At 71.2% G+C, this 25,998-nt stretch carries 23 protein-coding genes; 8 read left to right on the top strand and 15 right to left on the bottom strand.

What is annotated here, in order from left to right; genetic code table 11:
* The first annotated feature begins 142 nt into the window (after positions 1-142).
* Together FHR97_RS13445 and ligD are read left to right on the top strand one after the other, a co-directional pair.
* Positions 143-757 (top strand): DNA polymerase ligase N-terminal domain-containing protein, encoded by a 615-nt coding sequence (locus tag FHR97_RS13445; protein WP_183384327.1) that lies wholly within the window; start codon positions 143-145, stop codon positions 755-757.
* Positions 750-1,709, top strand: coding sequence for a non-homologous end-joining DNA ligase (gene ligD / locus FHR97_RS13440; RefSeq protein WP_183384326.1), 960 nt, complete (start codon positions 750-752; stop codon positions 1,707-1,709). Before FHR97_RS13445 ends, ligD begins: the two co-directional genes overlap by 8 nt.
* Before the next feature lie 6 nt (positions 1,710-1,715).
* Here ligD and FHR97_RS13435 read toward each other — a convergent pair whose 3' ends face one another.
* Positions 1,716-1,895, bottom strand: a complete 180-nt coding sequence (locus FHR97_RS13435; protein ID WP_183384325.1) for a PLDc N-terminal domain-containing protein — start codon at positions 1,893-1,895, stop codon at positions 1,716-1,718.
* Positions 1,896-2,015: 120 nt separating this feature from the next.
* Entirely contained in the window at positions 2,016-2,681 is a 666-nt protein-coding gene (locus FHR97_RS13430; RefSeq protein WP_183384324.1) for a cupin domain-containing protein, read from the bottom strand.
* Between the two features lie 220 nt (positions 2,682-2,901).
* Between FHR97_RS13430 and FHR97_RS13425 the strand changes: the two genes are divergently transcribed.
* Positions 2,902-4,719, top strand: coding sequence for a monovalent cation:proton antiporter-2 (CPA2) family protein (locus tag FHR97_RS13425; RefSeq protein ID WP_183384323.1), 1,818 nt, complete (start codon positions 2,902-2,904; stop codon positions 4,717-4,719).
* 162 nt (positions 4,720-4,881) lie between these two features.
* Complete coding sequence (locus FHR97_RS13420) at positions 4,882-6,138, top strand: amino acid deaminase (protein ID WP_183384322.1); 1,257 nt, start codon at positions 4,882-4,884, stop codon at positions 6,136-6,138.
* A gap of 47 nt (positions 6,139-6,185) precedes the next feature.
* On the opposite strand, the gene FHR97_RS13415 is transcribed toward FHR97_RS13420, so the two are convergent.
* Genes FHR97_RS13415 through FHR97_RS13400 form a run of 4 tightly spaced genes read right to left on the bottom strand, consistent with a single transcriptional unit; the run spans position 6,186 to position 11,807 of the window.
* Positions 6,186-8,459, bottom strand: coding sequence for an ATP-dependent DNA helicase (locus FHR97_RS13415; protein WP_183384321.1), 2,274 nt, complete (start codon positions 8,457-8,459; stop codon positions 6,186-6,188).
* Positions 8,456-10,144 (bottom strand): VRR-NUC domain-containing protein, encoded by a 1,689-nt coding sequence (locus FHR97_RS13410; RefSeq protein WP_183384320.1) that lies wholly within the window; start codon positions 10,142-10,144, stop codon positions 8,456-8,458. Before FHR97_RS13410 ends, FHR97_RS13415 begins: the two co-directional genes overlap by 4 nt.
* Before the next feature lie 32 nt (positions 10,145-10,176).
* Entirely contained in the window at positions 10,177-11,220 is a 1,044-nt protein-coding gene (locus FHR97_RS13405) for an NAD(P)H-dependent flavin oxidoreductase (protein ID WP_183384319.1), read from the bottom strand.
* 59 nt (positions 11,221-11,279) lie between these two features.
* Entirely contained in the window at positions 11,280-11,807 is a 528-nt protein-coding gene (locus FHR97_RS13400; RefSeq protein ID WP_183384318.1) for a retropepsin-like aspartic protease family protein, read from the bottom strand.
* Here FHR97_RS13400 and FHR97_RS20330 point away from each other — a divergent pair.
* Entirely contained in the window at positions 11,790-12,050 is a 261-nt protein-coding gene (locus tag FHR97_RS20330) for a hypothetical protein (protein WP_246403997.1), read from the top strand. The genes FHR97_RS13400 and FHR97_RS20330 overlap by 18 nt on opposite strands.
* Here FHR97_RS20330 and FHR97_RS13390 read toward each other — a convergent pair.
* From FHR97_RS13390 to FHR97_RS13380, 3 genes are all read right to left on the bottom strand, one after another.
* Positions 12,047-13,414 (bottom strand): MFS transporter, encoded by a 1,368-nt coding sequence (locus FHR97_RS13390; RefSeq protein ID WP_183384317.1) that lies wholly within the window; start codon positions 13,412-13,414, stop codon positions 12,047-12,049. The genes FHR97_RS20330 and FHR97_RS13390 overlap by 4 nt on opposite strands.
* A gap of 242 nt (positions 13,415-13,656) precedes the next feature.
* Positions 13,657-15,684 carry a CocE/NonD family hydrolase gene (locus tag FHR97_RS13385; protein WP_183384316.1) on the bottom strand — a complete coding sequence of 676 codons (2,028 nt, stop codon included), beginning with the start codon at positions 15,682-15,684 and terminating at the stop codon, positions 13,657-13,659.
* Positions 15,685-15,699: 15 nt separating this feature from the next.
* Positions 15,700-17,007, bottom strand: coding sequence for an ATP-grasp domain-containing protein (locus FHR97_RS13380; protein WP_183384315.1), 1,308 nt, complete (start codon positions 17,005-17,007; stop codon positions 15,700-15,702).
* A 206-nt stretch (positions 17,008-17,213) separates the two neighbouring features.
* Between FHR97_RS13380 and FHR97_RS13375 the strand changes: the two genes are divergently transcribed.
* On the top strand, positions 17,214-17,501 hold the full coding sequence (locus tag FHR97_RS13375) for a sll1863 family stress response protein (protein WP_183384314.1): 288 nt from the start codon (positions 17,214-17,216) through the stop codon (positions 17,499-17,501).
* 15 nt (positions 17,502-17,516) lie between these two features.
* Here the strand turns inward: FHR97_RS13375 and FHR97_RS13370 are convergent, their stop codons facing one another.
* The 3 genes from FHR97_RS13370 to FHR97_RS13360 all read right to left on the bottom strand — a co-directional run bounded on the left by FHR97_RS13370 (position 17,517) and on the right by FHR97_RS13360 (position 20,545).
* The gene (locus tag FHR97_RS13370) at positions 17,517-18,695 is read right to left on the bottom strand and encodes a toxic anion resistance protein (protein ID WP_183384313.1); all 1,179 of its coding nucleotides are present in this window, start codon (positions 18,693-18,695) and stop codon (positions 17,517-17,519) included.
* A gap of 88 nt (positions 18,696-18,783) precedes the next feature.
* Positions 18,784-19,728, bottom strand: coding sequence for a cobyrinic acid a,c-diamide synthase (locus FHR97_RS13365; RefSeq protein WP_183384312.1), 945 nt, complete (start codon positions 19,726-19,728; stop codon positions 18,784-18,786).
* 115 nt (positions 19,729-19,843) lie between these two features.
* The gene (locus FHR97_RS13360; RefSeq protein ID WP_183384311.1) at positions 19,844-20,545 is read right to left on the bottom strand and encodes an extensin-like domain-containing protein; all 702 of its coding nucleotides are present in this window, start codon (positions 20,543-20,545) and stop codon (positions 19,844-19,846) included.
* 120 nt (positions 20,546-20,665) lie between these two features.
* On the opposite strand from FHR97_RS13360, the gene FHR97_RS13355 reads away from it, so the two are divergent.
* Positions 20,666-21,490, top strand: a complete 825-nt coding sequence (locus tag FHR97_RS13355) for a helix-turn-helix transcriptional regulator (protein ID WP_183384310.1) — start codon at positions 20,666-20,668, stop codon at positions 21,488-21,490.
* 92 nt (positions 21,491-21,582) lie between these two features.
* A complete protein-coding gene (gene msrA, locus FHR97_RS13350) occupies positions 21,583-22,299 on the top strand; it encodes a peptide-methionine (S)-S-oxide reductase MsrA (protein WP_183384309.1) in 717 nt (238 codons plus the stop codon).
* Between the two features lie 75 nt (positions 22,300-22,374).
* On the opposite strand, the gene FHR97_RS13345 is transcribed toward msrA, so the two are convergent.
* From FHR97_RS13345 to FHR97_RS13335, 3 genes are all read right to left on the bottom strand, one after another.
* The gene (locus FHR97_RS13345) at positions 22,375-23,598 is read right to left on the bottom strand and encodes an MFS transporter (RefSeq protein WP_183384308.1); all 1,224 of its coding nucleotides are present in this window, start codon (positions 23,596-23,598) and stop codon (positions 22,375-22,377) included.
* A gap of 164 nt (positions 23,599-23,762) precedes the next feature.
* Positions 23,763-24,881: an agmatine deiminase gene (gene aguA, locus FHR97_RS13340; protein WP_183384307.1), complete on the bottom strand. Its 1,119-nt coding sequence runs from the start codon at positions 24,879-24,881 to the stop codon at positions 23,763-23,765.
* 70 nt (positions 24,882-24,951) lie between these two features.
* Entirely contained in the window at positions 24,952-25,863 is a 912-nt protein-coding gene (locus tag FHR97_RS13335) for a LysR substrate-binding domain-containing protein (RefSeq protein WP_183384306.1), read from the bottom strand.
* Positions 25,864-25,998: the final 135 nt, after the last annotated feature.

The raw sequence follows: 25,998 nt of genomic DNA, 5'->3' as shown, positions 1-25,998 counted from the left end.
AAGGCAAAAATCGGTGAAAAGGCGGAGTTTACAGGTAGTAAATGAGCACTTTGAGCCGATTTTTAACGCCGTATAGCCGAGCGCAGGCACTTTTCAGACATTGCCTAGACTGAGGGGACAGGTCTCGAGAGGAGCGAGTGCCATGTCCCCGTCCGATGACAAGCTCGCCCGCTACCGCCGCAAGCGCGACCCGCGCCGCACCCGTGAGCCCATGGGCGAGGAGGCCCGACACGGCGGGGACGACGAGCGGCCGATCTTCGTCATCCAGCAACACGACGCCTCCACCCTCCACTACGACTTCCGCCTCGAGGTCGACGGCGTGCTCAGGTCCTGGGCGGTCCCCAAGGGGCCTTCCACCGACCCCCGGGTCAAGCGCCTGGCCATCCCCACCGAGGACCACCCGCTGGCCTATGCCGACTTCGAGGGGGTGATCCCCGCGGGCGAGTATGGCGCCGGCAGCGTGCTGATCTGGGACCGCGGCCACTACCGCACCCTCGAGGAGGACGACGACGCGCCCTCGGTCGCCGAACAGCTCGCCGACGGCCACGCCACGATCTGGCTGGAGGGGCACAAGCTGCGCGGCGGCTATGCCTTGATCCACACGCGGCTGGAGAAGGGCAGGGACTGGCTGCTGATCAAGATCGACGACGCGGCGGCGGATGCCCGGCGCAACCCCGTCTCCACCGAGCCGGCCTCCGTCGTCAGTGGGCGCACCCTGGGGGAGATCGCCGCCGAGGAGGGTAAGGACGATGCCTGAGGAAGACGCCAACGGGAAGACGGTCACCATCGACGGGCATCGCCTGGCGATCTCGCACCGCGACAAGGTGCTGTTCCCCGGGACCGGCCAGACCAAGGGCGACCTGATCGACTACTACGACCGGGTCGCTGCCACCCTGGTGCCGCACCTCGCGGATCACCCGGTCAGCCTGCAGCGCTTTCCCGACGGCCTCGGCGGCGAGGGCTTCTACCAGAAGGATGCCTCGGCTTACTTTCCCGACTGGCTCGATCGGGTACGTTTCCCCAAGCGCGAGGGCGGCCACTTCCTGGCGCCGCTCATCGACAGCCGGGCGGCCCTGGTCTACCTGGCGAACCAGGCCATGATCACGCCTCATCGGTATCTGTCACCGGCCGACGACCTCGAGCATCCCGACTGGATGATCTTCGACCTGGACCCGCCCGAGGGCACCGAGGATGCTGCCGGGGTGCGCCACGCCGCCCTGGCGTGTCGCGGGCTGCTGGACGAGCTGTCGCTGTCCGCCTGGGTGCAGACGACCGGCTCACGGGGCTTCCATGTGGTAGTGCCGCTCGACGGCGGCGAGGACTTCGACGCCGTGCGAAGCTTTGCCCGGGATCTCGCCCGGGTGCTGGTCCGCCGCGATCCGGAGCGCTATACCCTGGCCCAGCGCAAGAAGCGGCGCCGGGGCCGGATTTTCCTCGACGTCATGCGTAACGCCTACGGCGCCACGGCGGTGGCCCCCTACGCCGTGCGCGCCCTGGACGGCGCCCCCGTCGCCACGCCGCTATCCTGGTCGGAGCTGGAGCGCGGCGCCGCCCCCCGGGACTGGACCCTGCAGAACCTGCGCCGCCGCCTCGCCCAGAAGCGAGACCCCTGGACCGACATGGGCCGCCATGCCGTCTCGCTGTCCGCCCATCGCGAGGCTCTCGACCGCTTACTGGCGCGCGAGCCGCCCGCCGGCGAGGAAGGCTGAGCCCGGCTAGCCCTTGGGCCCGAACAGCAACCAGATGATCAGCCCGACCAGCGGGAAGAACAGCAGCACCAGGATCCAGATCAGCTTGGCCAGGCCACCCGCCGAGCTCTTGGCCACCTTGACGATGGCCCAGATGATGATGATCAGCCAGATCAGGCCCAGCAGACCACCGACTTCGATACCCATGAGCCGCCTCCTTGTCCGTTTCCATTCGGCGTAGTGCCGTCCCTAGGGTTAGCACAGTGGCCGCGAAACGCCCAATCGCGGCCGGTGGCGATTCGTCGGCGCCGGTCACGCGCCGGCGCCTCAGTCGGGCGGCAGGTGGCCCGCCTTGACGTAGAGCAGCACGCCCTGCTCGCCGGTGAAGGGGCGGTGCTGGCTGCCGGGAGGGCTGCGCAGCCAGCTGCCGGCGGGGTAGCTGCCATGTTCGTCATGGAAGCGGCCTTCGAGCACCAGGATCTCCTCGCCGCCGGGATGGGCACGGCATGGCAAGCGGGTATTCGGGGCCCAGCGCTCCAGGGCCACGTGCTCGTCCGCGACGTCGTGCAGCGCCATCACCTCGACGCCCTCGACCCGGCCCGCTTGCCAGGTGCCGTCCCGGGTGTCGATGACCAGCCGCGCGGTATCGGCGGCGTCGAACTGGTGCAGCTTGACGAAGAGCAGCGCCCCCTGCTCGCCGACCCGGGGCGCATGGGAGGTGCCGATGGGGTTGCGCAGGTAGCAGCCCGCCGGGTAGCTGCCGTGCTCGTCGGCGAACTCGCCCTCCAGCACCAGGATCTCCTCGCCGCCGCCATGCTCGTGGCGCGGGAAGCGGCTGTTCGGCGCATAGCGCACCAGGGAGGTGGCTCGGGCCACCTCCTCGCCGACACGATCGAGCATCATCCGCTCGACCCCGGGCGTGGGCGAGGCCACCCAACGGTACTGATCCGGCGTGATCACCACGCGCGCCTGGAAATCGGCATTGAGTCGCATCGGGGCTCTCCTGTGTCGCGGGGCACGCCGCCCTGCCCTGCCGGCATTCTCGCCCAGCCAGCGATCCGCGTCATCCGTCGCGCGCGTCGCCCCGGGCGGGGTCGGTGATATGGCCCGCTTATTGCAGCTTATTGCAGTGTGCTCAGAGAGAGGGCGGAAGCCCCATGCGGTAAGATCCCCTCGGGTATGCGTGATCACTCGACCTCGAAAGGACGACGCCTTGGCCATCGACCTGCTCTACAACATCCTGATCTTTCTCGCCGCCGCCGTGCTGATCGTGCCGCTGATCAAGCGCCTGGGGCTCGGTGAGGTGCTCGGCTACCTGGTCGCCGGGGTAATGATCGGCCCCTCGGCGCTGGGGCTGGTGCCGGATGCCGAGGCGGTGCTGCAGTTTTCCCAGGTGGGCATCGTCTTCCTGCTGTTCGTCATCGGCCTGGAGCTCAAGCCGTCCCGCCTCAAGTTGATGCGCAAGGCGGTGTTCGGCTTCGGCAGCCTGCAGGTGGCCATCACCACGGCGCTGCTCACCGGCCTGGCGCTGGCGACGGGGCTCGCGCCCGCCGCCGCCCTGGTGGTGGGCTTCAGCCTGGGGCTGTGCTCCACGCCCCTGGTGCTGCAGCTGCTCGGCGAGCGCGGCGAACTCGCCAGCCGCCACGGCCGCTATGCCTTCGCCTTGCTGCTGTTCCAGGACCTGGCCGCCATCCCGGTGCTGGCGGCCATTCCGCTGCTGGCCGGCGACGCCCCGCTGGCCGGCGGCTGGGGCCACCTGATGAGCGAGGCGCTGATCGCCGTCGGCGCCTTCGCCGGGCTGATCATCGGCGGGCGCTACCTGCTGCGGCCGCTGTTCCGCTTCGCCGCCGCCACCCGCAGCCGCGAGATGTTCGCCGGCACCGCCCTGCTGGTGGTGATCGGCGCCGCCCTGCTGATGGAGCTGGCCGGATTGTCCATGGCGCTCGGCGCCTTCATCGCCGGGGTGCTGCTGGCCGACTCGGAGTACCGCCACAGCATCGAGGCCGATATCGAGCCCTTCCGCGGCCTGCTGCTGGGGCTGTTCTTCATGGCGGTCGGCATGACCGCCCAGATCGACCTGCTGGCCGAACGGCCGGGCCTGGTGCTCGGCCTCGCCGCCGCCCTGCTGGCCGCCAAGTGGCTGAGCCTGGTGATCGCCGCTCGGGCCTATCGCGGCGACTGGCGGGTGGCGCTGAACCTGGGCGCACTGCTCTCCCAGGGCGGCGAGTTCGGCTTCGTGCTGCTCACCGCGGCCGGCGCCGCCGCCCTGCTGGACCCGGCCCTGGTGGGCCTGCTGGTGCTGGTGGTGTCGCTGTCCATGGCCGCCACCCCGGTGCTCGTCCAGTTGCACGCGCGGCTGATCCGGCCGCTGTTCAAGGCCGGAAAGCCGCGCCGCGACTTCGACCGCCCGCCTTCGATCGGCCCCCAGATCATCATCGCCGGCTTCGGGCGTTTCGGTCAGATCATGGGGCGTATCCTGCAGGGGCTGAAGATTCCCTACACGGTGCTCGACATCAATGCCGAGCACGTGGACGTGGTGCGCCGCTACGGCAACGAGATCTACTTCGGCGACGCCTCGCGCCTCGACCTGCTGGAGGCCGCCGGCGCCGACAAGGCCCGGGTGCTGGTGGTGGCGGTGGGCGATATCGAGACCTCGATGCGCATCGTCCAGCGGGTCAAGCGCCGCTTCCCCCACCTGCGCCTCTATGCCCGGGCCCGGGACCGCTACCACGCCCAGTTGCTGATGCGCGCCGGGGTCGCCTACATCATCCGCGAGCTGCTGCCGGCGAGCCTGGAACTGACCCGCGAGGTGCTGGTCGGCCTCGGCATTCCCCGCGACCAGGCCCAGCACACCGTGGACACCTTCCGTCCCCACGACGAGCAGGCCCTGCTACGCCAGCTCGAGGCCTTCGGCAACAAGCAGCAGCAGATGCAGACCATCCAGCAGGCCGCCCGGGAACTCGAGGAACTGTTCGAGGCCGACGAGGACGTCGCCACCACCGCCCCCGAGCGCCCCGCCGAGCGGCGCTGAGCCGAGTGGCGATGCCGGAAAGGACGCCGCTCCGTTGGCTCATGGGGCGTTTCCTCTGACAGTAACCATGAACATTGCCGACAAGGAGCCTCGTCCACGACGCGCCGGGCCGACCATCGCGGTCATATGATGGAGACCCGCCGTCCTTCACCGGAGCCCCTCATGATTCACACCACCACCGATGCATCGCCGACGACGTCCCCCGCCTGGCAAGACGGCCACAAAGGCACCCTGGAGACCGGCCGCGACCTGCTGGCCGACGTCAGCCTGCCCGCCGCCGTCATCCACGAGGCGCCGCTGGCCCACAACCTGGCCTGGATGCAGGACTTCGCCCGCCGTCACCGGGCCCAGCTGGCGCCCCACGGCAAGACGACCATGACCCCGGCGCTGTTTCGCCGCCAGCTCGAGGCCGGCGCCTGGGGCATCACCCTGGCCACCCTGCCCCAGTGTCGCGCCGCCTTCGCCGAGGGCGCCACCAGGCTGCTGCTGGCCAACCAGCTGGTCGGCCGCGCCAACATGGCGATCGCCGCCGAGCTGCTGCGTGCCGGTGGCGAGCTCTACGTGACCGTGGACGGCCGCGACAACGTGGCCCAGCTGAGCGAGTTCTTCGCGGAGGCCGGCCTGACGCTGCCCGTGCTGATCGAGGTCGGGGTGGACGGCGGACGCTGCGGCTGCCGCCGCGACGAGGAGGTCATCGCCCTGGCCCGCGAGATCGCCGCGCGGCCGGGCCTGACGCTGGCCGGCCTGGAGGGCTACGAGGGCGTGGTCCACGGCGACGACCCCGCGGCCAGGATCCGCGCCTATGCCGAGCGCCTGGTGGCCGATGTCCGGCGGCTGGAACAGGAGGGGCTGCTGGGCGTCGCGGCGCCGATCGTCACCGCCTCGGGCTCGGCCTGGTACGACCTGATCGCCGAGGCCTTCCGCGACGGCGGGCTGGAGGGGCGCTTCACCCCGGTGCTGCGGCCGGGCTGCTACGTGGTGCATGACCACGGCATCTATCGCGAGGCCCAGCGCGGCGTGCTGTCACGGCGTCCGGACCTGCACGAGGGCCTGCGCCCGGCGCTCGAGGTCTACGCCCAGGTGCAGTCGCTGCCGGAGCCGGGACTGGCCATCGTGGCGCTGGGCAAGCGCGACATCGGCGTCGACCAGCCGCCCGAGCCACTGGTGCGCTATCGGGAGGGCGGCGACGTCGAGACGCCGCTGTCGGTGGACGGCTGGCGAGTGACCCGGCAGATGGACCAGCACACCTTCATCGCCCTGCCCAGGGGGACTGATGAAGGGCGCGCGGACGACGTCCGGGTGGGTGATATCGTCGCCTTCGGGGCCTCCCACCCCTGCCTGACCTTCGACAAGTGGCGCCGGATCCACCTGGTCGACGAGCGCTTACAGGTCATCGACACCTGGGAGACCCGCTTCTAGGTTTCCGCGGCGCCGCATCGGCCAGCTCTGGCGGCACCCGAGCCACCCTAGTGCCACCGCCACCAGTCGGGCAGCAGCGCCCGATTCTCGTGGCGGGCGAAGCGGTCGTCCATCAGCACCACCACGCCGCGATCCTCGGGGCCGCGGATCACCCGGCCCGCGGCCTGGACCACCTTGATCATCCCCGGCACCCGGTAGGCGTAGTCGTCACCGCGGCCGAAGCGGGCCTGGAGGCGCGCCTTGAGGGCCTCGTTGAGGGGATCGAAGGGCGGCAGGCCGAGGGTGGCGACGAAGGCCCCGACCAGCCGCTCCCCGGGCAGGTCGATGCCCTCGGCGAAGGCGCCGCCGAGCACCGCGAAGGCGATCCCCGCGCCTCCCGGGTCGAAGCCCGCGAGGAAGGCCTCCCGCTCGCTCTCGTCCATGCCGCGGTGCTGGGCGCGCACCGGGATCGCCGGCCAGGCCTCGCGCAGGCGCGCCAGCGCCGCCTCCAGGTAGGCGAAGCTGCTGAAGAAGGCCAGGTAGTGGCCCGGGCGGCGCCGGTACTGGTCGGCCAGCTCGGCGACGATGGGCGCGAGCGAGGCCTCCCGGTCCCGCAGGCGGGTGGAGATGTCGGTGCGCAGCCGCACCTCGAGCTGTTCGGCGGCGAAGGGCGCGGCCACCCGGCGGGCGACGGTGTCGTCGGGCAGGCCGAGCAGGTCGCGGTGGTAGGCCGGCGGGCTCAGGGTGGCCGAGAACAGCACCGCCGAGTGGGCGGTGGCGAAGCGCGGCGCCAGGAAATCCGCCGGCACCAGGTTGCGCAGGGCCAGCACGGCCCGGCCGCGGCCCGGACGCCGCAGCTCGCACAGCGAGTGCTCGCCGAAGGCCTCGGCCAGCCGGGTGAAGGCCAGCGCCTCGAAGAGGAACTCCTGCAGCGCCGCCTCGCCGCCGGCGGGATGCTCCCCCAGGTAGTCGGTGACCGCCGAGACCGCCTGCTGCAGGGCCCCGAGCAGCCCACGGGGCACGGCGTCCAGGGCCTGCCAGTCGCGGTCCTCGACCTCGCGCAGCAGGGCCTGCCAGCGCCGGGCCAGGCGGCCCAGGGGCCGCGACAGGGCGGGCGGAGCGGCCTTGCGCAGCCGGTTGAGCCGCCGCTGGTCGAGCTCGGCGCTGTACATGCCCCGGGCGCGCTCCACCAGGTTGTGGGCCTCATCCACCAGTAGGCCGAGGCGCACGGCATCGGCCCGGGCGAGGCCATGGATCAGGGCGCTGGCGTCGAAGTAGTGGTTGACGTCGCCCACCAGCACGTCGCACCAGCGCGCCAGCTCCTGGCCCAGGTAGTAGGGGCAGACCCGATGGGCGAGGGCCACCTCGCGCAGCGCGGCCCGGTCCAGCCAGCCGCGGGCCACGGCCGCCCGGCGCGCCGCGGGCAGCCGGTCGTAGAAGCCCTCGGCCAGCGGGCAGGCCTCGCCGTGGCAGGCCCGGTCGGGATGCTCGCAGGCCTTGTCCCGGGCCACCAGCTCCAGCACCCGCAGCGGCAGGCGGGCCTCGCCCTCGGCGGCGCCCAGGGCCGCCAGGGCGTCCAGGGCCAGGCGTCGCCCCGGGGTCTTCATGGTCAGGAAGGCCAGGCGATCGAGCCCCTGGCGCGGCATGGCGGCAAGCGTGGGATACAGCGCCCCCAGGGTCTTGCCGATGCCGGTGGGCGCCTCCACCAGCAGGCAGCGCCCGGTGGCCGCGGCCCGGTAGGCATCCTCGGCCAGCTGCCGCTGGCCGGGGCGGAAGGCGGCGTGGGGGAAGGCCAGCCCCGCGAGCGCCGCGTCGCGTCGCGTGCGGTGCCCCGCCTCCTGCTCGGCCCAGGCCAGGAAGTCCCGGCAATGCCGTGCGAAGACGGCCTCGAGCTCGGCGGCGGTGGCCTCCCGGGTCAGCAGGGTCTCGCGACCGCTGGCGATGTCCAGGTAGACCAGCGCCAGGGTCAGCCGCGACAGTCCCCGCTCTGCGCACAGCAGGGCGCCGTAGACCTCCACCTGGGCCCAGTGCAGGGCGCGCTGGTTGTCGGCCATGCGCGCGAGGCTGCCGCGATGAGTCTTGATCTCCTCCAGGCGATTGGCCGCCGGGTCATAGCCATCGGCGCGGCCGGCCACCGCCAGGCCTTCGCGGTGCCCGGCCAGGGGCAGCTCGGCCTCGTAGCCCTCGCCGCGTCGGGCCGTCACCCGGGCATGGCCCTCGATGCCCTCCCGGGCGCTGGGCGCCGGGGTGAAGCGATGGTCCAGGTCGCCCTCCCGGGCGGTGAACTCGCACAGGGCACGGACGGCGACGCGATAGCCCGGCGTGGCGCCCTCCCCGCTCATGGGGTCTCCCAGGCGACATGGCACACCGCCACCGGGATGTCGTGGGCATGGAAGAAGGCCAGCCAGCGGCGCTGGTTGTCCTGCAGCCGGTCTCCCGGCCCCTTGACCTCGATCAGCCGGTAGCGGGGGGCGTCGGGCCCGGCCAGCGGGAAGAACTGGATCAGGTCCGGCAGGCCGGCGCGGTTGGCCCGGGGGTCGGCCAGCAGTCGCTCGAAGCAGGCCCGCAGGTGGGCGGCCGGCAGGCAGGCCAGCGCCTGCTCGAGCAACGGCTCGGACAGCGCCTCCCAGTGCACGAAGGGCGAGGCCAGGCCCTGCTTGGCCTGCCAGCGGGCCCGAATGGTGTCGCGGTACCGGCCGTCATCGAGTTCGGCCAGGCAGGCGTCGAAGTGGGCGCGACGCCGGGCCACGAAGTCCTCGCGGCCGAGGTCCGCCGGCCCGTTGTGGAAGGGATGGAAGAAGGCCCCGGGCAGCGGCGCGAAGATCGCCTCCCAGCAGAGCAGGCCGAAGAGCCCGGTGATCAGGGTGTTCTCGACATAGTGCACCGGCGCCGCGTCGCGCCCCAGATGCTCGGCCACGGCCCGCTCGACGCCGCCGGGTTCCGGCGCCAGCCGCAGGTCCAGCCGCGCGGGGCGGGGCTCCGGCGCCCCGGGCGGAAGTGGCCGTCCCAGCTTGCGGCACAGCCGCGGGCGCAGACGCGCCAGGGCCTGCGCCTCCGGCTCGCCGAGGGCGTCCTCCCCCTCGGCCGCCTCGACCAGCTGCAGGGCCAGGGCATGCTCGCCGCGCCGCTCGAGCAGCCGCCAGCGGCGGATGCGCGCCTCGCCGACGCCGGCCTCGGCGTAGCAACCCAGCGCCGTCGCCTCCTCGCCCCGGCGTTCCGCCTCGCGGCCCAGGTGCCACAGCAGCCGGGCGCGACGGGCGGCCAGCCAGGGGTTGTCGGGACGCTCCGGCACCTCGGCGGCCAGGGCCAGCGGGCACTCGCCGTCGTCGAGGCGCTCGCGCAGCCGGTGCAGGGCCAGGTAGGCGTCGACCTCGTCCCGGCACAGGAAGGCCCGGGCATCCGCGGCGAAGGGCACCGTCTCGAAGCGCTGCAGGCCGAGCTCGGCGAGCACGAACTCCGCCCAGTCCTGGCGCAGGTTGCCGAAGAACATCAGTCGCAGGCGGTCGCAGAGCGCCATGACCTCCAGGCGCACCACCGCGTCGGGCGCCTCGGGCCACCAGTCGACGAGACGCCGTGGCCGAGGCAGCCGCGGCGCCAGTGCCGCCTGCAGGGCGGCCTTGGCACTGCCGGCGGAAAGGCCAGCAGCGGCGATCTCCCCGGCCAGGGCCTGGCGCAGCTCGGGCAGGCGCAGCTGGCGGAACAGCTCGTCGAGGGACAGCGGCGGGTCGGCGTCCACCCAGCCGGCCGCCACCAGCGGCGCCAGGGCGCCGGCAGTATCACCGATCTCGGGGTAGGCCAGCCGGGAGGTCCGGAAGTGCTCGCCCTTGCGCATCACCATGCGCACCAGCAGCGCCCGGGAGGCCCGGGGCAGGCGCGGGAAGGCGTCGAGGAAGGCCCGCTCGGCGTCGTTCAGCAGGTCGCCGTGGCGCTCGCCCACCCAGTCCAGGACGAACTGGAAGTTGGCCAGGTAGTAGAAGGGATCGTCCAGGGAGGCCGTGACGCGGGCGGCTGACGTGATACTGTTCATGCATCCATGATATCAGCCCGCCGCCCACGTCGTCAGAGGGCTCCCTGCCCCGCCAGCCAACGCAGTTGCTCGGCCGCCGGCACCGCACGGCAACCGCTGGAGTCCTGCCCCGCCCAGAGCGGCGAGAAGTCGCTGCACCCGGCGGCCTCGGCGGCGGCCCTCAGCGGCGCGACGGCCGCCGTGGCCAGGGGGAAGGGCGGCGCGAGCGCGCTCAGGGGACCAAGCTCGCGCATCAGCCGGGTGATGATGCCGCGGGCCGGGCGGCCACTGTAGAGGTTGGTCAGGGCGGTATGACGGGCTTCGCCCGATGTCAGGGCCTGCCGATGAAGCTCGCCGATGGTGCTCTCCGGGCACGCCAGGAAGGCCGTGCCCACCTGCACCGCCGAGGCGCCCAGGGCCAACGCCGCCGCCACGCTGCGGGGGCCGGCGATGCCGCCGGCGGCGATCACCGGCACGTCGATGGCCTCGACCACCTGGGGCAGCAACGCCAGGGTGCCGACCTGGGTGGTGAGGTCATCGCTCAGGAAGATGCCCCGGTGGCCGCCGGCTTCCAGGCCCTGGGCGATGATCGCATCGGCGCCATGGGCCGCCAGCCAGCGGGCTTCCTCCACGGTGGTGGCGGTGGATAGCACTCGCGCCCCCCAGGCCTTGACCCGTGCCAGCAGTTCGGGCGCCGGCAGTCCGAAATGGAAGCTCACCACCGCGGGGCGATGAGCTTCCAGCACCTCGCAGGCCGCATCGTCGAAGGGCCGCCGCCCGGGGCCGGCCGGTGGCTCGGGCGCCTCCAGTTCGTACTCCGCATAGTAGGGCGCGAGCGCGGCCTGCCAGCGCTGCAGTGCCTCGGGATCGGGGACCGGCAGACGGTGGCAGAAGGCATTGACGTTGAGGGGCCGCGAGGTGCGGCCGCGGTAGTCATGCAAGGCCGCCTCCAGCGCCTGCGGTCCGAGCATCGCGGCCGGCAGAGCACCGAGCCCCCCGGCCTCGGCGATGGCGGCCGCAAGCTCGACGCCCTGGGCGCCGGCCATGGGGGCCTGAAGGATCGGCCAGCGCAGGCCGAGCTCATCGATCCATGACATGTCGGGACTCCTTTTCGCGAGACAGGGAAGATGGCCTCAGCCACCGCGCGGTCCGGCTCTCAATCCTTGTCCTTCTGCGGCAAGCGAAGGGTCAGGATCTCGCCACTCATCTGGAGTTCGAAGCGGCCCAGGAAGCTCATGCCCAGCAGCACCACGCCCTCATCGAGACCGGGGCTGATGGAGCCGCGCACCCGGCGGGCGGTGAAGCCGCCGAGGCTGATCTCGTCGAGGGTGGTGAGCTGGCCGCGCACCCGGCCGTTGGCCGTGGAGAACCAGGCCGAGCCCTCGGGGCTCAGGCCCAGCCGGTCGGCCAGACCGGCGGGCACGGCCACGTAGGTGGCCCCGGTATCGAGGAGCATGGGCACCGGCTCGCCGTTGATGCGCCCGGTGGCCACGAAGTGGCCCGAGACATTGCGCTCCAGGATGAGGGTATCGCCGGCCACGGCATCGACCAGGTGGGCGTTGGGATTCTCGCGACGCATCAGCACGCCCTGCAGCCACCAGCTGCCGAGGCCGATGAACAGCACCCAGAACACCAGCATCATGCCGAGCCCGGTGCGCCTCACCCCGTGTCGCTCATCGCCCATTCGCCTTCCTCGCCGCGTCCCCTTTGGCATGATGCCACTGGACGCCCGCGCCTGCCCCCCCTCTTCGTCGACGGCCTCGACGCCGTCACCCTGGTGCTCGCCGAGGTAACGGTGATCCATGCCGACACCGCGGTCCGGGACGGCCGCCACCTGGATATCGGGACCCTGCGCCCCATCGGCCGCCAGGCCGGCGCCGGCTACAGCCGCACCACCGACCGCTTCGCCCTGACGCGCCCCGCCTAGGGTGAGGGCGAGGCGCCGTTGCGCGCCTCCCAGTCCCTCGCGGCCTGCTGGCCGCGGGCCTGGTCGACGCCCAGGCAGATCAGGATGGCGACGATGAACAGCGCGGCGCAGAGCAGGATGGAGGCCTTCAGCCCGACCACCGACTGCAGCAGGCCCAGCCCGATGATGCCGCCCACTCCGGCCAGCTTGTTGGCCAGGCCCCAGAAGCCGAAGAACTCGGCGGCCTTGCGCTGCGGGGAGAACAGCCCCACCAGGGTCCGGCTGGCGGACTGACTGGAGCCCAGGCTGAGCCCCGCCAGGCAGCCCACCACCAGGAAGAGGTGCTGGGCCTCCCAGCCGAGCCCCAGGCCGGCGTTGAGCCAGGCGGTGAGCTCGGGCGTGGCCCAGATGGCCAGGATCGCCGCCACCCACAGCGCCAGGGTGATCAGGTAGGTGAGCCGGGTGCCGATGCGATCCTGGATGAAGCCGAAGCCCAGGGCGCCGATGGCCGCGGTGATCTGCACGATGATGAACATGATGTTGCGGATCGACTCGTCCCAGCCGATCACCTGGGCGCCGTAGATGAAGGCGAAGGCGATGATGATGTAGATGCCGGCCATGGAGAACAGCAGCGAGACCAGGAAGGTGGCCAGGTCACGGAAGCGCCGGAGCTCGTGCAGGGTCGTCGAGACCCGCTCCCAGGCGATCTCCCGGTAGGCCTTGCCCGGCGGCTGCGGGGTGCCGCGCTCCCGGACCCACAGGAAGGTGGGGATGGCGGTGACCAGGAAGAAGGCCGCGGCGAAGGGCCCGACCCAGCGGATGCGCTCGAAGTTCTCGGCGCTGGCCTCGCCCAGCACCACCAGGGTGAAGCCGGCGGCGAACAGCCCGCCCACATAGCCCAGCGCCCAGCCGAAGCCGGAGATGCGACCCAGCGCCTCCGGCGGCCCCAGGTCGGGCAGGAAGGCGGCGATGAAGGACTCGCCCATGGAGTAGGCGTAGTTCGACACCACGATCAGGATGAGCCCCAGCCACACGTAGCCGGGGGCCACGAAGTAGAGCAGCGCCGTGGCCGCCACGGTGGCCAGGTAGCTGACGAACAGGAAACGCTTCTTGGCGGCCTGGTAGTCCATCACCGCGCCGCACAGGGGGCCGGTGACCACCACCAGTAGGTAGCTCACCGCCAGCGCCAGGCTCCACAGCAAGTTGGCCAGCCGATAGCCGTCGCCGCGGTCGCCGACGATCACCGTGGTGAACAGTTCGCCGAACACCACGGTGATGATCAGCAGGGTATAGGCCTGGTTGGCGAAGTCGAACATCGCCCAGCCGAAGATTTCCTTGCGCGAGGCCCAGGTCTGGGGCGTCGCGCCGGCGGTCATCACGCTCATGGGGCATCCCCGTCGAGAAAGGAGGCCAAGATAGCAGGCCGTCGCCCTACTCGACCATCGCCTTCCTGCACCAGCCAAGGCTTTCACGGTTAGCCGTGTACTCGGGGCTGATCCGGCGACAGGTCAACCAGGGGGCGCTGTGAACCCTTCCCTGGGCGCTACCGATTCCATCCCTGGAATAGCCCCCCCCCTCTCCGACCTGTCCCCGGCGCCCCTCGCTACAGCCAGCAGCGATGGCCCTGCTACACCAGATCCCGGGGAATCGTCTCGTCCCAGGTGCGCGCGTAGATCCGCGTCTCGCCCTCCCAGGCGTCCAGGGTGGCGCGCAGCCGGAAGCTCTCCTCGTCGCTGGTCATCAGGGTGCGGGTCAGGGTACGCACCTCCCAGTCGCCGCGGCGGAAGCTGCGCTCCCACTCTGTCCAGGCGCTGACGCTGTCGTAGCTGCCATAGGAATAGCTGTAGCGCTCGGTGACCCGGGCGGCGATCTCCAGGTCGATATCGTCGAGGCGATAGCGGCCCTCGTCGTTGATCACCTCGAGGGTCGTCTTGTCGTTGGCCAGGTCACGGATCACGCACCAGCTCTCCTGGGTCGGCTGGATCAGGGTCTTGGCGATCGGCGGCGCGCCCTCGGGCTCGCCGAAGGCCGGCAGGGCGGCCTCCTCCGCCGGACGCGGGGCCCGGACCGGCAGGATCAGCCGGCTGAGCCCGGGAATCACGGTAAGCCGCACCGGCCGGGGTGCCGGCCACGCCAGCGGCCAGTAGCTGGTGGACACCGACAGGCGGATGGCATGGCCCGCCGGGAACTGCTGGGCGATATGCTTCAGCGACACCGTCACGCGATAGCGCTCGCCCGGCACCAGCGGCTCGGGGAACTCGTCGCTGTCCCGGTGGGTGAGGTTGAGCAGCCCGTAGGAGACCCGGGTGGCCTTGTCGTCCTCGGCGATGTCGGTGAGCCGCAGTGCCACCATGGCCACCGGCTGGTCGGCCTCGAGTGCCAGCTCGACCCTCGGCTGGCCACAGATCTCCAGCGGCGCCTCGAGGCGCGGCGTCTGGAAGATCAGGCAGCCGCCGTCCTCGTCGCGCTGGTCATGGGGCAGGTCGGGCGGCGCGTTGTAGGAGCACCACTTGCCGGCGAAGAGCCCCACCGACAGCGACGAGCGCACCGTCAGCGCCGCCTCGTCGTCGACGCCATCGGCCTCGGGCAGCAGGTCATGCCCCACGGTGAGGCGGAAGGAGCTGGGCAGGATGTTCGGCGAGGGCCAGCTCGGCTCGCTGATCCAGCGCCCCGGACGCACCTCGTAGCGGGCCGAGGGCGGCACCGACTCCTGAATCCACACGCGCAGCATGGGCTCGTCCATGATCCCGGTGTCCTCGCCCTTGAGCCAGTGGTCCCACCAGCGCAGCGAGTCCTGGAGGAAGCCGATGGCCGGCCCGGGCACGCCCAGGTGGGGATACTTGTGGGCCCAGGGCCCGACCAGTCCCTTGCGCGGCACCGACAGGCCCTCGAGCAGCCGGAAGACGGCATTGCAGTAGCCGTCGGCCCAGCCGCTGATGGCGTAGACCGGACAGCGGATCGCCGCGAAATCCTCGCACACCGAGCCATGCTTCCAGTAGTCGTCGCGCCGCTGGTGCTCGAGCCAGCGCGCCAGCCACAGGCCGCTGCCGTCGAGGCGCTTGTGCCACATCTCGCGCCAGCCCTCGCCCACCAGTTCGGGGTCGGGCGGGCAGGTGTTGCCGTCGAACATGGTCGAGGCCCAGGACAGGTTGTCGCCGAGCAGGCAGCCGCCCATGTGGTGGATATCGTCGGCGTAGCGGTCATCGGTGGAGCACAGGGTGATCACCGCCTTGAGCTGGGGCGGCTGCAGGGCGGCGATCTGCAGGCCGTTGAAGCCGCCCCAGGAGATCCCCACCATGCCCACCTCGCCGGTGCACCAGGGCTGGTCGGCCAGCCAATCTAGCACCGCCACGCCGTCGGCCAGCTCCTGGGGCAGGTATTCGTCGGTGAGCACGCCGTCCGACTCGCCGGTGCCGCGGATGTCGACCCGCACCCCGGCATAGCCGTGCCCGGCCCAGTAGGGGTGGCTCTGGACGTCGCGGGCGGCGGTCAGGTCGCGCTTGCGATAGGGCAGGTACTCGAGGATCGCCGGCACGGGGTGATGCTCGGCGTCCACCGGACGCCAGATCCGAGCCGCCAGTCGCGTGCCGTCCGCCATGGGGATCCAGGTCTCCTCTTCCCGGACCCGGCGGGGAAACTCGTCGACGATGCGCATCCGTGTCCTCCTCCTTCAGCCCTCGATCTCATCGAACTCGAAGACCAGCCTGGCGATCAGGCGGTCATAGTTCTCGAGCAGTTGCTCCGCGGTGTCGGCCCCCATCCAGATATAGGCCAGGGCGTAGCTGTAGCTATCCTGCTCGGTCAGCGTCGAGAGCCGCTGACCGGCCTCCACCTGCAGGGCGATCACGGTGCCCGGGAAGGCCGCCTCCAGCTCGGCGATCTCCGCCTCGCTGGGCACCCGGGTGGCCACGGCATCGACGAAGAACACCCGATGGAAGAACTTGGCAGCGACGGCATACTCCCCCTGGCGATGCGGCATGTCGGGCCGCTGGCCCAGCGCCAGGTCGATGGTGACCTGCTGGTTGCTGACACCGTCGACCTTCTCGAAGAGGTCGCAGTGGGACTGGGAGATGCGGGTGTTGATCTCCAGCAGCCAGATGCGGTCCTGCACCTCGTCCCAGAAGTACTCGATGTTGAAGGCCGAGTTGTCGAAGCCAATATGGGTCATCACCGTGTCGGTGAGCTCGCGCATCTTGTCCTGCACGGGGTCGGGCAGCCCCGAGGGGTAGCGATAGTGGAAGAAGCTCAGCACCTGGGGATAGCGCAGCGAATCGACGATGCCGTAGCTGACCACCTCGCCCTCGAAGACGTAGCCCTCCACGGTGCACTGCCAGCCGCCGATGATCTCCTCGGCCATGCAGAAGTGACCGTCCACGGCGGCGATCTCGTCGGGCAGCCGAGCGTGCTCGAGCACGGTGTTGAAGGGATCGGCGATCAGGCCGATGTCCTCGCGCAGCTTCTCGATGGCGTGGTAGAAGTCCTCGGGGGTGTCGATGCGAAAGCCCAGCCGTGACCCGGAGGACTTGATCGGCTTGACGAAGAAGGGGAAGTAGAGCCCCGCCTCGCCGATCCGGGTCAGGGCCTCGTCATCGAAGGGATCGAAGGCCGTGAAGGCCGGGATGAAGTCGGGGATGACCTCCTTCTGCACCTTGCGGCTCCAGTACTTGTGCTCGCACTTGAGCAAGCTTTCCAGCGTGGTGGTGCGGGTGCCGAAACGCTCGCAGAGGATCGGCAGCATGGTGGAGACCGGAAAGTCCATGTAGCCGACGATGGCATCCACCGAGCCCTCGAAGGCCTCCAGTTGCCGGGTCGCCTCGTCGAGCATGGCGGCGATGTCGAAGACCTCGGTGTCGTAGACCGCCTCGGGCTCGATGACGCCGTGGAAACGGTAGGCCTCGGCGCCACGCAGGCTCTCGAGACGCTGACGGTTGAAGTCGTTGAGCCCCACCACGAAGACATTGCGGGCCTCGCTGCTCATGACGTCCTCCTTGCGGATCACCGCCTGGATGATGGGGCCGTTCGCGGCGGGGCCGGAACGTCCCGATGGCGACGGCGTCACCACCTTCATTCCGCAGGATAGCCCAGACGTGGACTGGCACGACCGCGATCTCCCCCGGCACCGAGGGAACTCGACGGAGTCGCAAGGATCATCACAAGCGAGGGGGACGACACCGGGAGAGCCGCATGAGCCAGCGAGACGAGTTCATCGAACGCCTGAAGGCCAGCCTCGATGAGTGGAACGCCGAGATCGACGAGCTGATGGCCCGGGCCCGACAGGCCAGTGCCCAGACCCAGGCCCGTCACCAGGAAGACCTGGAGCGGCTGCGCCGCCGCCGCGACGAGGCCCGCCAGCGCCTCGACGAGCTGCAGCGCGCCGGCGAGGGCGCCTGGTCGGACCTGCAGAAGGGCACCGACGAGGCCTGGGAGCGGATGCGCAAGGCCTTCCGGGAGGCCGCCGCACACTTCAAGTGAGGGGCGCCCGTCGCCTCAGGACGCCCGCTCGCCCGCCTCGCCGCCGTCGCGCTCGAGCCGGTCGATGGCCGTCTGGCCCTCCCGGGACAGCACCTCCAGGCGGTCGATCTGCTCGGCCAGCCGGGGCAGGGCATCGCGGCGGTAATGCGAGAGATCCTCGATCGCCGCCATGACGTCGGCGAAGGCCCCTTCCAGGGCCTCGAGGTCCAGGTTGGCGGAGGCCGCCCGGGTCTGGATGTCGACGCCCTGCTGGCGCAGGGCGCGGGCGGTCCCGGCGATGGTCTCCGAGGTGGCGGCATTGAGGGACTCGATGCGATCCAGCACCAGCCGCTGGTTGGCCAGCGCCAGGGCGACCGTGGCCGCCACGCTCAAGGCCGAGACGGTGACGTTGATGGCGCGGTCCACGCCGCGCATCAGCTCACGGTTGTTGCGGATGATCACCTCGAGGGCCAGCACGCCCTGCTGGCAGACCGCCTGCTGCTGCTGGAGGTCGAGGATGCGCTGGCGCAGCGGGAACAGCAGCTCCTCCTCGACGAAGGCCCGCCGCGGCTCGTCGACGATCTCGGGCAGCGCCCGCTCGAGGCGCCGGTCGATCAGCCGCCCCAGGGCCACCTGGCGCTCCAGTTGCGTCAGGGTCTGGCGCATGGCGTCCTGGTCGTCGGCGAGGGTCAGGTTGTCGCGCGCCAGCATGTCGCGCCCGCCCTCCAGGTCGGCGATGATCGCCTCCAGGGCCTGCTGCGCGGTCTCGAAGCGATGGAAGTAGCGCTGCAGCCGGCCGCCCACCCCGGGCAGCAGCCGCAGCACCCGGTCAAGGGGCCCCGGCGTCAGGCGATGGTGGCGGGGATCCAGGGCGCCCATGCGGTCGCGAAGCTCGACCAGCGCCTTGGCCACCGGGCCGCCCTCCTCGCCGTGCTCGGCCAGCTGACGCAGCGGGGTCTTGAGCATCTCGCTCTGGCGGGCCGCCTGCTGCTGCAGCTCGAGGCCCATCTCGTCCACCGCGCGGCGCTGGCGGCTGGGCCCGCCCTCCCCGCGGTCGTCCAGGGTCTCCGCGACGAAGGCATCGGCCATGGCCGCCAGCTCGGGATCCTCGTCCTGGTGGCGGGACGCGGCCGCCTCGGCCCCCTCCAGTTCCTCGGCGATGCGTTCCACCGGTGGCAGCGACAGCGGGCTGCCGGGCTTGGGCGCGTCAATCATGGCATGGGACTCCCCTGGTTGCCGGTTCTGCGTCTCGGACAAGGCTTAGGACCCCTGCGGGAACGGCCTGTTCGCGAGGGGCCTCTCCCTACCGTGAGGGGCGACTGTAGCGCTCGGCGCCGTCGATGAAGCGGCGCAGCTCCTCGCAGGCCTGGTCGGCCCCGACCCGGGCCCGGGGTCGGTCGGTGACGATCCGCGAGAGCGCCACGCTGGTGTCGTCGAGCGCCGTCAGCGCCGCCTCGTTGCGGGCCGCGAGGCGACGCAGCGAGCGCTCGGTATCCTCGATCAAGGCCAGGCGCCGGCGCAGCGCGCTGGTTTCGTTGGCGGTCAGCCGGTCGGCCCCCTGGCCGAGGCGGCGGCGCACGAAGTCGACGTCGAGACCGGCCACGCCCCGGGCCTGGGCCACCATGGCGTTGAAGTTGTCCACCGCGCCCAGGCAGACCTCCTCCACCAGCGAGCGGGCGCGCTCGAAGGCCAGCTCGCTGCTGTCGAAGCGCGACCCCAGCACCCCCAGCACATGGCGATAGCGACTGTAGAGACGATCGACCTGGCCGGCATGGTCCTCGCGCCCCGCCTCGAGCAGCTCGCGCTTGGCGCGACACAGGGCCTGCACCACCTCGTCGGCATCGTCCGGCGGGTTCGCCGGGTCGAGCTCGCTGACCCCGGCCTCGCGTCCCTGCCGGGCCTGTTCGGCGCGGCGGCGGCTCGCCTCGGCCTCGAGCATCGCCTCGAGCCGGCGCTTGTGGCGCCGCGCCCGGAACCGCCGCCAGCGCCGCTCCAGGGGTATCTCCACCGCGATGCCGACCAGCCCCGTCAGCCAGCCCGGGAGGCTGGGATCGAAGCCGCCCCACAGCGAGGTCAGCCACATCAGCAGGCTGAGGAAGGGCACCAGGAAGGCGTAGCGCAGGACGACCTGCCAGCGGGTGGGGTGTTCGGTGGGCAAGGCCAGTCGAGGCCTGGCCAGGCCGATCAGGCACCAGGGCAGGCACGTCAGGAACAGGCCGTAGGCGGCCCCCTGCAGGAATCCCAGCATGGTGTGGTCGAAGCTCCTCTCTCTACAAGCGCGACAAGGCTACGGTGGCGGATGCCCCATGATGAGGCCAGAGGCCGGCCACCGCCAGTGACGCGGCCTCGCGGGGGCGATATCCCTAGCGGCAGACGCCCGTCCCGCGCAGGCCCAGGTGGAAGTGGCCGGCATGCGCCGCGTTGTAGTCCGGCCCGAGCACGGTGCCGAACAGCCCGCAGGCGCCCCGCTGGGCCCGGCGCAGAAAGCGCCCGTCCGGCCGCTCGTCGCCCCAGTCCCGGCGCACCGAGACGCGCCGTCCATCGCCGAGCCGGAAGGCCGAGACGTCCAGGGCGGCCGCGGCGGCATGGTCGCTGCGACGTCCCTGCTCGCGTCCGTAGATGTTGCGACAGGCGAAGCTGCCGACGTGCTCCACCGCCACGACCGGCTGATCGAACACCTCCCGGGCGAGAGGCTGCAGGCGATGCCGCTCGTAGAGCAGCCAGCTCACGGCCAGCGGACAGCTGGCGATGAAGCTATCGTCGAAGGCGACCCCCGCGCGATGCAGGCGCAGGACATCGGTGAGGGGGCAGCCGGCGACCGGGGTATGGTCCGCCAGGACGGTGTAGCGCAGCTGCGCGTCGGGCACCGCGGCCAGCACGGCTCGACAGGCCTGGGGATCGTCCTCCAGGCGGGCCAGCTTCCAGCGGGTCACCGGCGTCACTGGCGCCGCCACCCTCAGGGGCGCCCAGGGGTTCCAGGCCGGCGGAACCGACCACCAGCCCTTGTCGAGGCCGATGCCCAGCAGCAGGCCGAGGATCACCAGGCCCAGCAACAGCGCGCGCATGTCTCTCCCGTCTCCTCGCGGTCGCGTCGTCCCGAGCATAGCCCGGCGCGCGCCTTGTCACCCGCCGCGCCGGCGGTGGTACCCTGAGTCGGCGATCCCCACTCGAGCCTGCCGTTACCCATGACCCTCACCGACCTGCTCGCCACGGCCGACAGCCAGGCCTGGCACCAGCGTCTCGCCCAGCTCACCCTGGCCGCCGGCGGGGTCGGCTTCCCCGTCCTGCTGGAGAAGACCCTCCACGAGTTGGCCGGCTTCGACACCATCCTGGTCAATACCTACCAGGGCCAGCATCGGCCGCTACTGATCCACGACAACTACCCGCCGGGGCGTCGCGAGCAGGGCATCGAGCGCTACCTGAGCCAGGCCTACCTGCTCGACCCCTTCTTCAAGGCCGTCCACGACGGCCTGGCGAGTGGCGTCCATCGCCTGCGTGAACTGGCCCCGGACCGCTTCGAGAGCAGCGACTACTACCACCACTACTATCGTGCCCTGGGCCTGACCGACGAGGTCGGCCTGTTCGCCCGGGTCGATGCCGAGGTGGTGATGGTGGTGTCGCTGGGCTTTCGCGAGGACGCCCCGCGGCTGACGCGGCGCAGCCTGCAGGCGCTGCGCCATGTCGCGCCGGTCATGGAGGTGCTGCTCGGCGAGTACTGGAAGTGGCAGGGCCACCGCTTCCAGGAGCGGCTGGCGGAGCGCGAGCCGGTGGAAGCCGCCTTCGACAGCTTCGGCCAGGAGGCCCTCACGGCCCGGGAACGGGAGATCGTGCGCCTGCTGCTGGCCGGCCATTCCACCAAGTCGGCGGCCCGGGAACTCGACATCAGCGACGGCACCGTCAAGGTCCACCGCAAGCACATCTACCAGCGCCTCAATCTCTCGAGCCAGTCCCAGCTGTTCCGGCTGTTCCTCGACCACGTGGCGCTGGTCTCCCGCCAGCAGGGCGGTTGAATGCGAGTCTGTGCTGCGTGACCGAATCGTGATGATTTTCGCCGGGCCGAGCGCCTAGCGTGGGACAGGGTCCACAGCACAGGAGTCCCGCCATGCTCGCCTCATCCCTGCCCCGTCGGCCCCTCATCGGGCTGGGCGCCGCGCTGGCGCTTGGCGTCGCCCTCGCCTGGTCACCGCTCGGTCACGCCGCCAGCCGCGCCGTCGCTCTGCCGCCGCCGGCCACCACCGGCCCCGCTCCCCCGGACGATGCGCCGCACAGCGCGGTGCTCGCCGGTGGCTGCTTCTGGGGCATCGAGGCGGTGTTCCAGCACCTCGACGGCGTGACCGACGCGGTCTCCGGCTACAGCGGCGGGGCGGCCAGGACCGCCGACTACCGCAGCGTCAGTGCCGGTCGCACCCGCCACGCCGAAGCGGTGCGCATCACCTACGATCCCGGGAAGATCTCCTATGCCCGACTGCTGCAGGTGTTCTTCTCGGTGGCCCATGACCCGACCCAGCTCAACCGCCAGGGGCCGGACATCGGCCCGCAGTATCGCTCGGCGATCTTCCATGCCGACGAGACCCAACGGCGGGTCGCCCAGGCCTATATCGACCAGCTCGACGCCGCGGGCGCCTTCGATCGGCCGATCGTCACGCGGCTCGATCCGCTGGAGGCCTTCTATCCGGCCGAGGCCTACCACCAGGACTACGCCTATCACCACCCGAACCAGCCCTACATCGTGTTCAACGATCTGCCCAAGGTGGCCAACCTCGAACGCCTGTTCCCCGAGCTCTACCGCGACGATCCGGTCCTCTCCGCGATGCCCTGAACCACAAGGAGCGACACCCGGCGCCCGTGAGGGGCGCGGGGTGTCAGGCAGGCGAGCCCGCGATGGAGGCCAGCCTCACTCGGCGTCGGCCAGGCCCGGGGCCAGTCGGCGCATCTGCGCGTAGACGATGCCATAGAGGCACAGTGCCGCCAGCGACCCCGCCGCGCCGAGCAGCATCACCGCGCTGTAGCCCAGCTCGCGAGCCAGCAGGAAGCCGGCGATCGCCGGGGCGGCGGTCTGGGCGAGCCCTTGGGCGGCCGGCACCAGCGCCGCGTAGCGGCCCGAGGCGTCGATATGGCTCAGGGTGCCGAGCTGGAAGATGTCGGTGAACAGCCAGGCGATGCAGAAGCCGAAGGTGCCGATGACGAAGGTCGTCGCGGAGATCTCCACGGCCAGCAACAGAAGCACCCCGGCCATGCCCACCAGCGCCGCCATCAGCACCCGCGACTGGCCGGCGCGATGACTCAGCCAGACTGCCGCGACGCAGCCGGCCAGGGTGAAGACATTGCCCAGGGTCAGCACGTTGGCGATGAAGGCGTCGCCCAGCCCGGCGTCGACCCCGGCGCGCTCGATGAACGCCCAGAACGAGCCGATGGTGATGTAGAAGCACGCCACCGCCAGCAGGCAGCACAGCGGCAGCAGGCGGGGCAGCCGCGGGGCGCTCTCTGCCTGGTCCGCCCCGGTCGCTCCCTCGGCGTCGCCCGGCGTGTGCGGATAGAGGCAGGGCAGCACCGCCAGGCACAGCGCAAAAGCCACGCAGAAGGCCAGGAAGATGCCGTCGATGCCCCAGGCACCGGTCAGGTAGGGAATGGTGTAGAGCTCGATGGCGTTGATCGCCACCAGGCCGAACATCATGATGCTGAAGTTGCGCCCGGTCCTGTGGGTGATGGCCAGGCAGGCGATGCCGGTGGAGTAGCAGATGCCGCCGCCGAAGCCGGCCAGCAGCCGCGCCGCCACCAGCGGCCCGAAGTCGTGATACTGGGTCGACAGCAGGTTGCCGGCGATTGCCACCAGGATGCCGAACAGCGCCAGGTGGCGCCGGTTGAGGCGCGACACCAGGGCGGCGGTGGCCAGCGAGGCCAGGAACATGCCGCCCAGGTCCGCCGAGGCCAGCCAGCCCACCTGCTGCTCGTCGAAGTGCAGGAAATCGGCCAGCGCCCCGACCATCAGCGGCATGCCCATGACCACGGCGTTGCCGACGAAGCTGATCGCCACGGCGGCGGCGATCGCCAGCGGATGGTCGACGCCGATGCGGGGGAGTCCCCGGGCCTCGCCCGGGACGGTGGTGGATTGCGTCATCGTGGATACCTCACTCGCTTGTTGGTTGTTGTCGAGTCGGTTCCGGCCGCAGGGGCCCCTGGCGCCCCGCGCAGGAGGGGCACCGGCGGCCGCTGGGGCCGACTGTCGAGCTGGGGGATAAGGCCACGGCCGCCGCACGAGGGGCGACGGCCGGGCGCGCCGGCTCAGCCGCCGGTCGGCGTCGGGGCGGCGTACTGGGGCATGGTGATGCAGGCGACGTTGCCGCCGCCGAGCAGGATCTCGCGGGAGCCCTCGATGCGGACGATGCGGTGACGGGGGAACAGTTCGGCCAGGGTGGCCTGGGCGACGCGATCGTTGGGATCGCCGAACAGCGGCACCACGATCACCGAGTTGCCGGCGTAGTAGTTGATGTAGGAGGTGCAGATGCGGGTGCCGGCCTGGCGCGGGTGAGTGCCGTCGACCTGGTCCAGGCCCTCGGCTTCCTCGGCCGTCCACTCCAGGGCCCGCGGCTGAGGCATCTTGTGCACGGTGAGCTCGCGCCCACGGGCGTCTCGGGAGCTCTTCAACACCTCATACGCCTCCTGGTAGATCTCCCACTGCGGGTCGTCGCGGTCGTCGGTCCACTGCAGCAGCACCTCGCCGGGGCGCACGAAGCAGGCCAGGTCATCGATGTGGCCGTCGGTCTCGTCGAACTTGCAGCCTCGCGGCAGCCAGATCACCCGCTCGGCGCCGAGGTAGTCCTCGAGATGCCGGGTCACCGCGTCCTTGCCCAGGTGGCCATTGCGGTTGCGGTTGAGCAGGCACTGCTCGGTGGTCAGCAGGGTGCCCTGGCCGTCTGACTGGATACCGCCCATCTCGGCGATGAACGGCGCCCGGTAGCGGTCCAGCCCCTCGATCTCGAGCACCTTCCGGGCGATCTGGTCGTCCTGGTCCCAGGGAAAGTACAGGCCGCCGTCGAGGCCGCCGTAGGCGTTGAACTCGAGGTCCACCCCACGCACCTCGCCGGTGGCGTCGTTGACCACGAAGGCCGGCCCGCTGTCGCGGAACCAGCTATCGTTGCAGGTCATCTCCACCACCCGCACCGAGGGCGGCAGCAGTCGCCGGGCGTTGGCGAACTGGGCGGCGGAGGCGCAGACGGTGACCGGCTCGCTCTCGGCGATGGCGGCGGCGATCCCGGCCCACACCCGCTGCGCCGGCTTGCCGCCGTTGCGCCACACGTCCGGGCGCTCCGGCCAGCCCAGCCAGCAGCCGGCCTTGGGTTCGAACTCGCCGGGCAGCCGGAAACCGTCGGCCTTGGGCAGGGAGGTCAGCAAGCGCGCCATGGAACACCTCGTTCTCGTTGTTGGGGTATTCCGATGCTAGGCCCGACCTCTCGTGACGCACCAACGACGATTATTGCGCCACCCTTGAATGGAATTCAGGGGTCTCGAGAAGCGCGACGCACCAGTCGATGAAGTGCGCGACTGCCGGCCGCTCGAGGCGCTGGCGGTCGCAGACCAGCGCGTACTGGCCGAGCGAGCCCACGCTGGCGGCGAAGGGGCGCACCAGCCGCCCTCGTGTCAGGTCCTCCGAGGCCGTCAGCGCATCGCCGAGCGCCACGCCCAGGCCGTTCGCGGCGGCTTCCAGGGCCAGGCCGGCATGTTCGAAGTAGAGGTTGCGTCCGGCCCGGGCGTCGCCGGCGTGAGTGGCCAGCCAGGCGGCCCAGGTGCCGCCGTCCTGGTCGTCGTGCAGCAGCCGGCAGCGGGCCAGGTCCTCCGGTCGGGTCAGGCCGCCCGCATTGAACAGCCCCGGGCTGCACACCGGGAAGAAGTGCAGCGGCGGCAGGGGGCGCACGAAGAGCTCGTGGGCATCCGCCGGCCCGGCGCCGTAGATGATCGCCAGGTCGAGGTCGGGGCCGACGTCCTGGACGTCGTAGGCCCGGGCATGCAGGTGCAGGTCGATGTGCGGGTACCGACGGCAGAAGTCGTCCAGCCGCCCCACCAGCCACTTCTGGGCCAGCTCGGCGGGCACGGCCACCTGCAGCGCAGCCTGGGTATCCGGGGCGGCGATCGCCTCGCAGGCCTCGCCGACCCGCTCGAAGGCCTGCTGCAGGCTGTGCAGCAGGCGCCGGGCCTGGGGCGTGGGCTGCATGTGGCGCCCGCGGCGCACGAACAGCGTCGCCCCGAGCTGCTCTTCCAGCTGGCGGACCTGGTGGCTGACGGCGCTGTCGGTGACGCACAGCTCCGCCGCGGCGCGGCCGAAGTGGGCATGGCGGGCGGCGCACTCGAAGGTGCGCAGCGCGGTCAACGAGGGCAGACGGCGCATGGCGGGAGCCTCCTCGGGCGCTCTCTCGACGGTTGGACGACAGGATACGCGATTCCCTCTCGCCGGGCGCGCCACCAAAAAAGCCGGCCCGAGGGCCGGCAAACGACGTGGAAAGCGTTCCCCAATGGCACGTCG

Source organism: Halomonas stenophila (genome assembly GCF_014192275.1).
In the GTDB taxonomy this organism is placed as follows: domain Bacteria; phylum Pseudomonadota; class Gammaproteobacteria; order Pseudomonadales; family Halomonadaceae; genus Halomonas; species Halomonas stenophila.
This window is presented reverse-complemented; position numbering and strand designations above follow the sequence as displayed.

Excerpts from the sequence above, each read along its gene's own strand:
- FHR97_RS13445 (WP_183384327.1), top strand. The coding sequence starts at position 143 with ATGTCCCCGTCCGATGACAAGCTCGCCCGCTACCGCCGCAAGCGCGAC.
- ligD (WP_183384326.1), top strand. The coding sequence starts at position 750 with ATGCCTGAGGAAGACGCCAACGGGAAGACGGTCACCATCGACGGGCAT.
- FHR97_RS13435 (WP_183384325.1), bottom strand. The coding sequence starts at position 1,895 with ATGGGTATCGAAGTCGGTGGTCTGCTGGGCCTGATCTGGCTGATCATC.
- FHR97_RS13430 (WP_183384324.1), bottom strand. The coding sequence starts at position 2,681 with ATGCGACTCAATGCCGATTTCCAGGCGCGCGTGGTGATCACGCCGGAT.
- FHR97_RS13420 (WP_183384322.1), top strand. The coding sequence starts at position 4,882 with ATGATTCACACCACCACCGATGCATCGCCGACGACGTCCCCCGCCTGG.
- FHR97_RS13415 (WP_183384321.1), bottom strand. The coding sequence starts at position 8,459 with ATGAGCGGGGAGGGCGCCACGCCGGGCTATCGCGTCGCCGTCCGTGCC.
- FHR97_RS13410 (WP_183384320.1), bottom strand. The coding sequence starts at position 10,144 with ATGAACAGTATCACGTCAGCCGCCCGCGTCACGGCCTCCCTGGACGAT.
- FHR97_RS13405 (WP_183384319.1), bottom strand. The coding sequence starts at position 11,220 with ATGTCATGGATCGATGAGCTCGGCCTGCGCTGGCCGATCCTTCAGGCC.
- FHR97_RS13400 (WP_183384318.1), bottom strand. The coding sequence starts at position 11,807 with ATGGGCGATGAGCGACACGGGGTGAGGCGCACCGGGCTCGGCATGATG.
- FHR97_RS13390 (WP_183384317.1), bottom strand. The coding sequence starts at position 13,414 with ATGAGCGTGATGACCGCCGGCGCGACGCCCCAGACCTGGGCCTCGCGC.
- FHR97_RS13385 (WP_183384316.1), bottom strand. The coding sequence starts at position 15,684 with ATGCGCATCGTCGACGAGTTTCCCCGCCGGGTCCGGGAAGAGGAGACC.
- FHR97_RS13380 (WP_183384315.1), bottom strand. The coding sequence starts at position 17,007 with ATGAGCAGCGAGGCCCGCAATGTCTTCGTGGTGGGGCTCAACGACTTC.
- FHR97_RS13375 (WP_183384314.1), top strand. The coding sequence starts at position 17,214 with ATGAGCCAGCGAGACGAGTTCATCGAACGCCTGAAGGCCAGCCTCGAT.
- FHR97_RS13370 (WP_183384313.1), bottom strand. The coding sequence starts at position 18,695 with ATGATTGACGCGCCCAAGCCCGGCAGCCCGCTGTCGCTGCCACCGGTG.
- FHR97_RS13365 (WP_183384312.1), bottom strand. The coding sequence starts at position 19,728 with ATGCTGGGATTCCTGCAGGGGGCCGCCTACGGCCTGTTCCTGACGTGC.
- FHR97_RS13360 (WP_183384311.1), bottom strand. The coding sequence starts at position 20,545 with ATGCGCGCGCTGTTGCTGGGCCTGGTGATCCTCGGCCTGCTGCTGGGC.
- FHR97_RS13355 (WP_183384310.1), top strand. The coding sequence starts at position 20,666 with ATGACCCTCACCGACCTGCTCGCCACGGCCGACAGCCAGGCCTGGCAC.
- msrA (WP_183384309.1), top strand. The coding sequence starts at position 21,583 with ATGCTCGCCTCATCCCTGCCCCGTCGGCCCCTCATCGGGCTGGGCGCC.
- FHR97_RS13345 (WP_183384308.1), bottom strand. The coding sequence starts at position 23,598 with ATGACGCAATCCACCACCGTCCCGGGCGAGGCCCGGGGACTCCCCCGC.
- aguA (WP_183384307.1), bottom strand. The coding sequence starts at position 24,881 with ATGGCGCGCTTGCTGACCTCCCTGCCCAAGGCCGACGGTTTCCGGCTG.
- FHR97_RS13335 (WP_183384306.1), bottom strand. The coding sequence starts at position 25,863 with ATGCGCCGTCTGCCCTCGTTGACCGCGCTGCGCACCTTCGAGTGCGCC.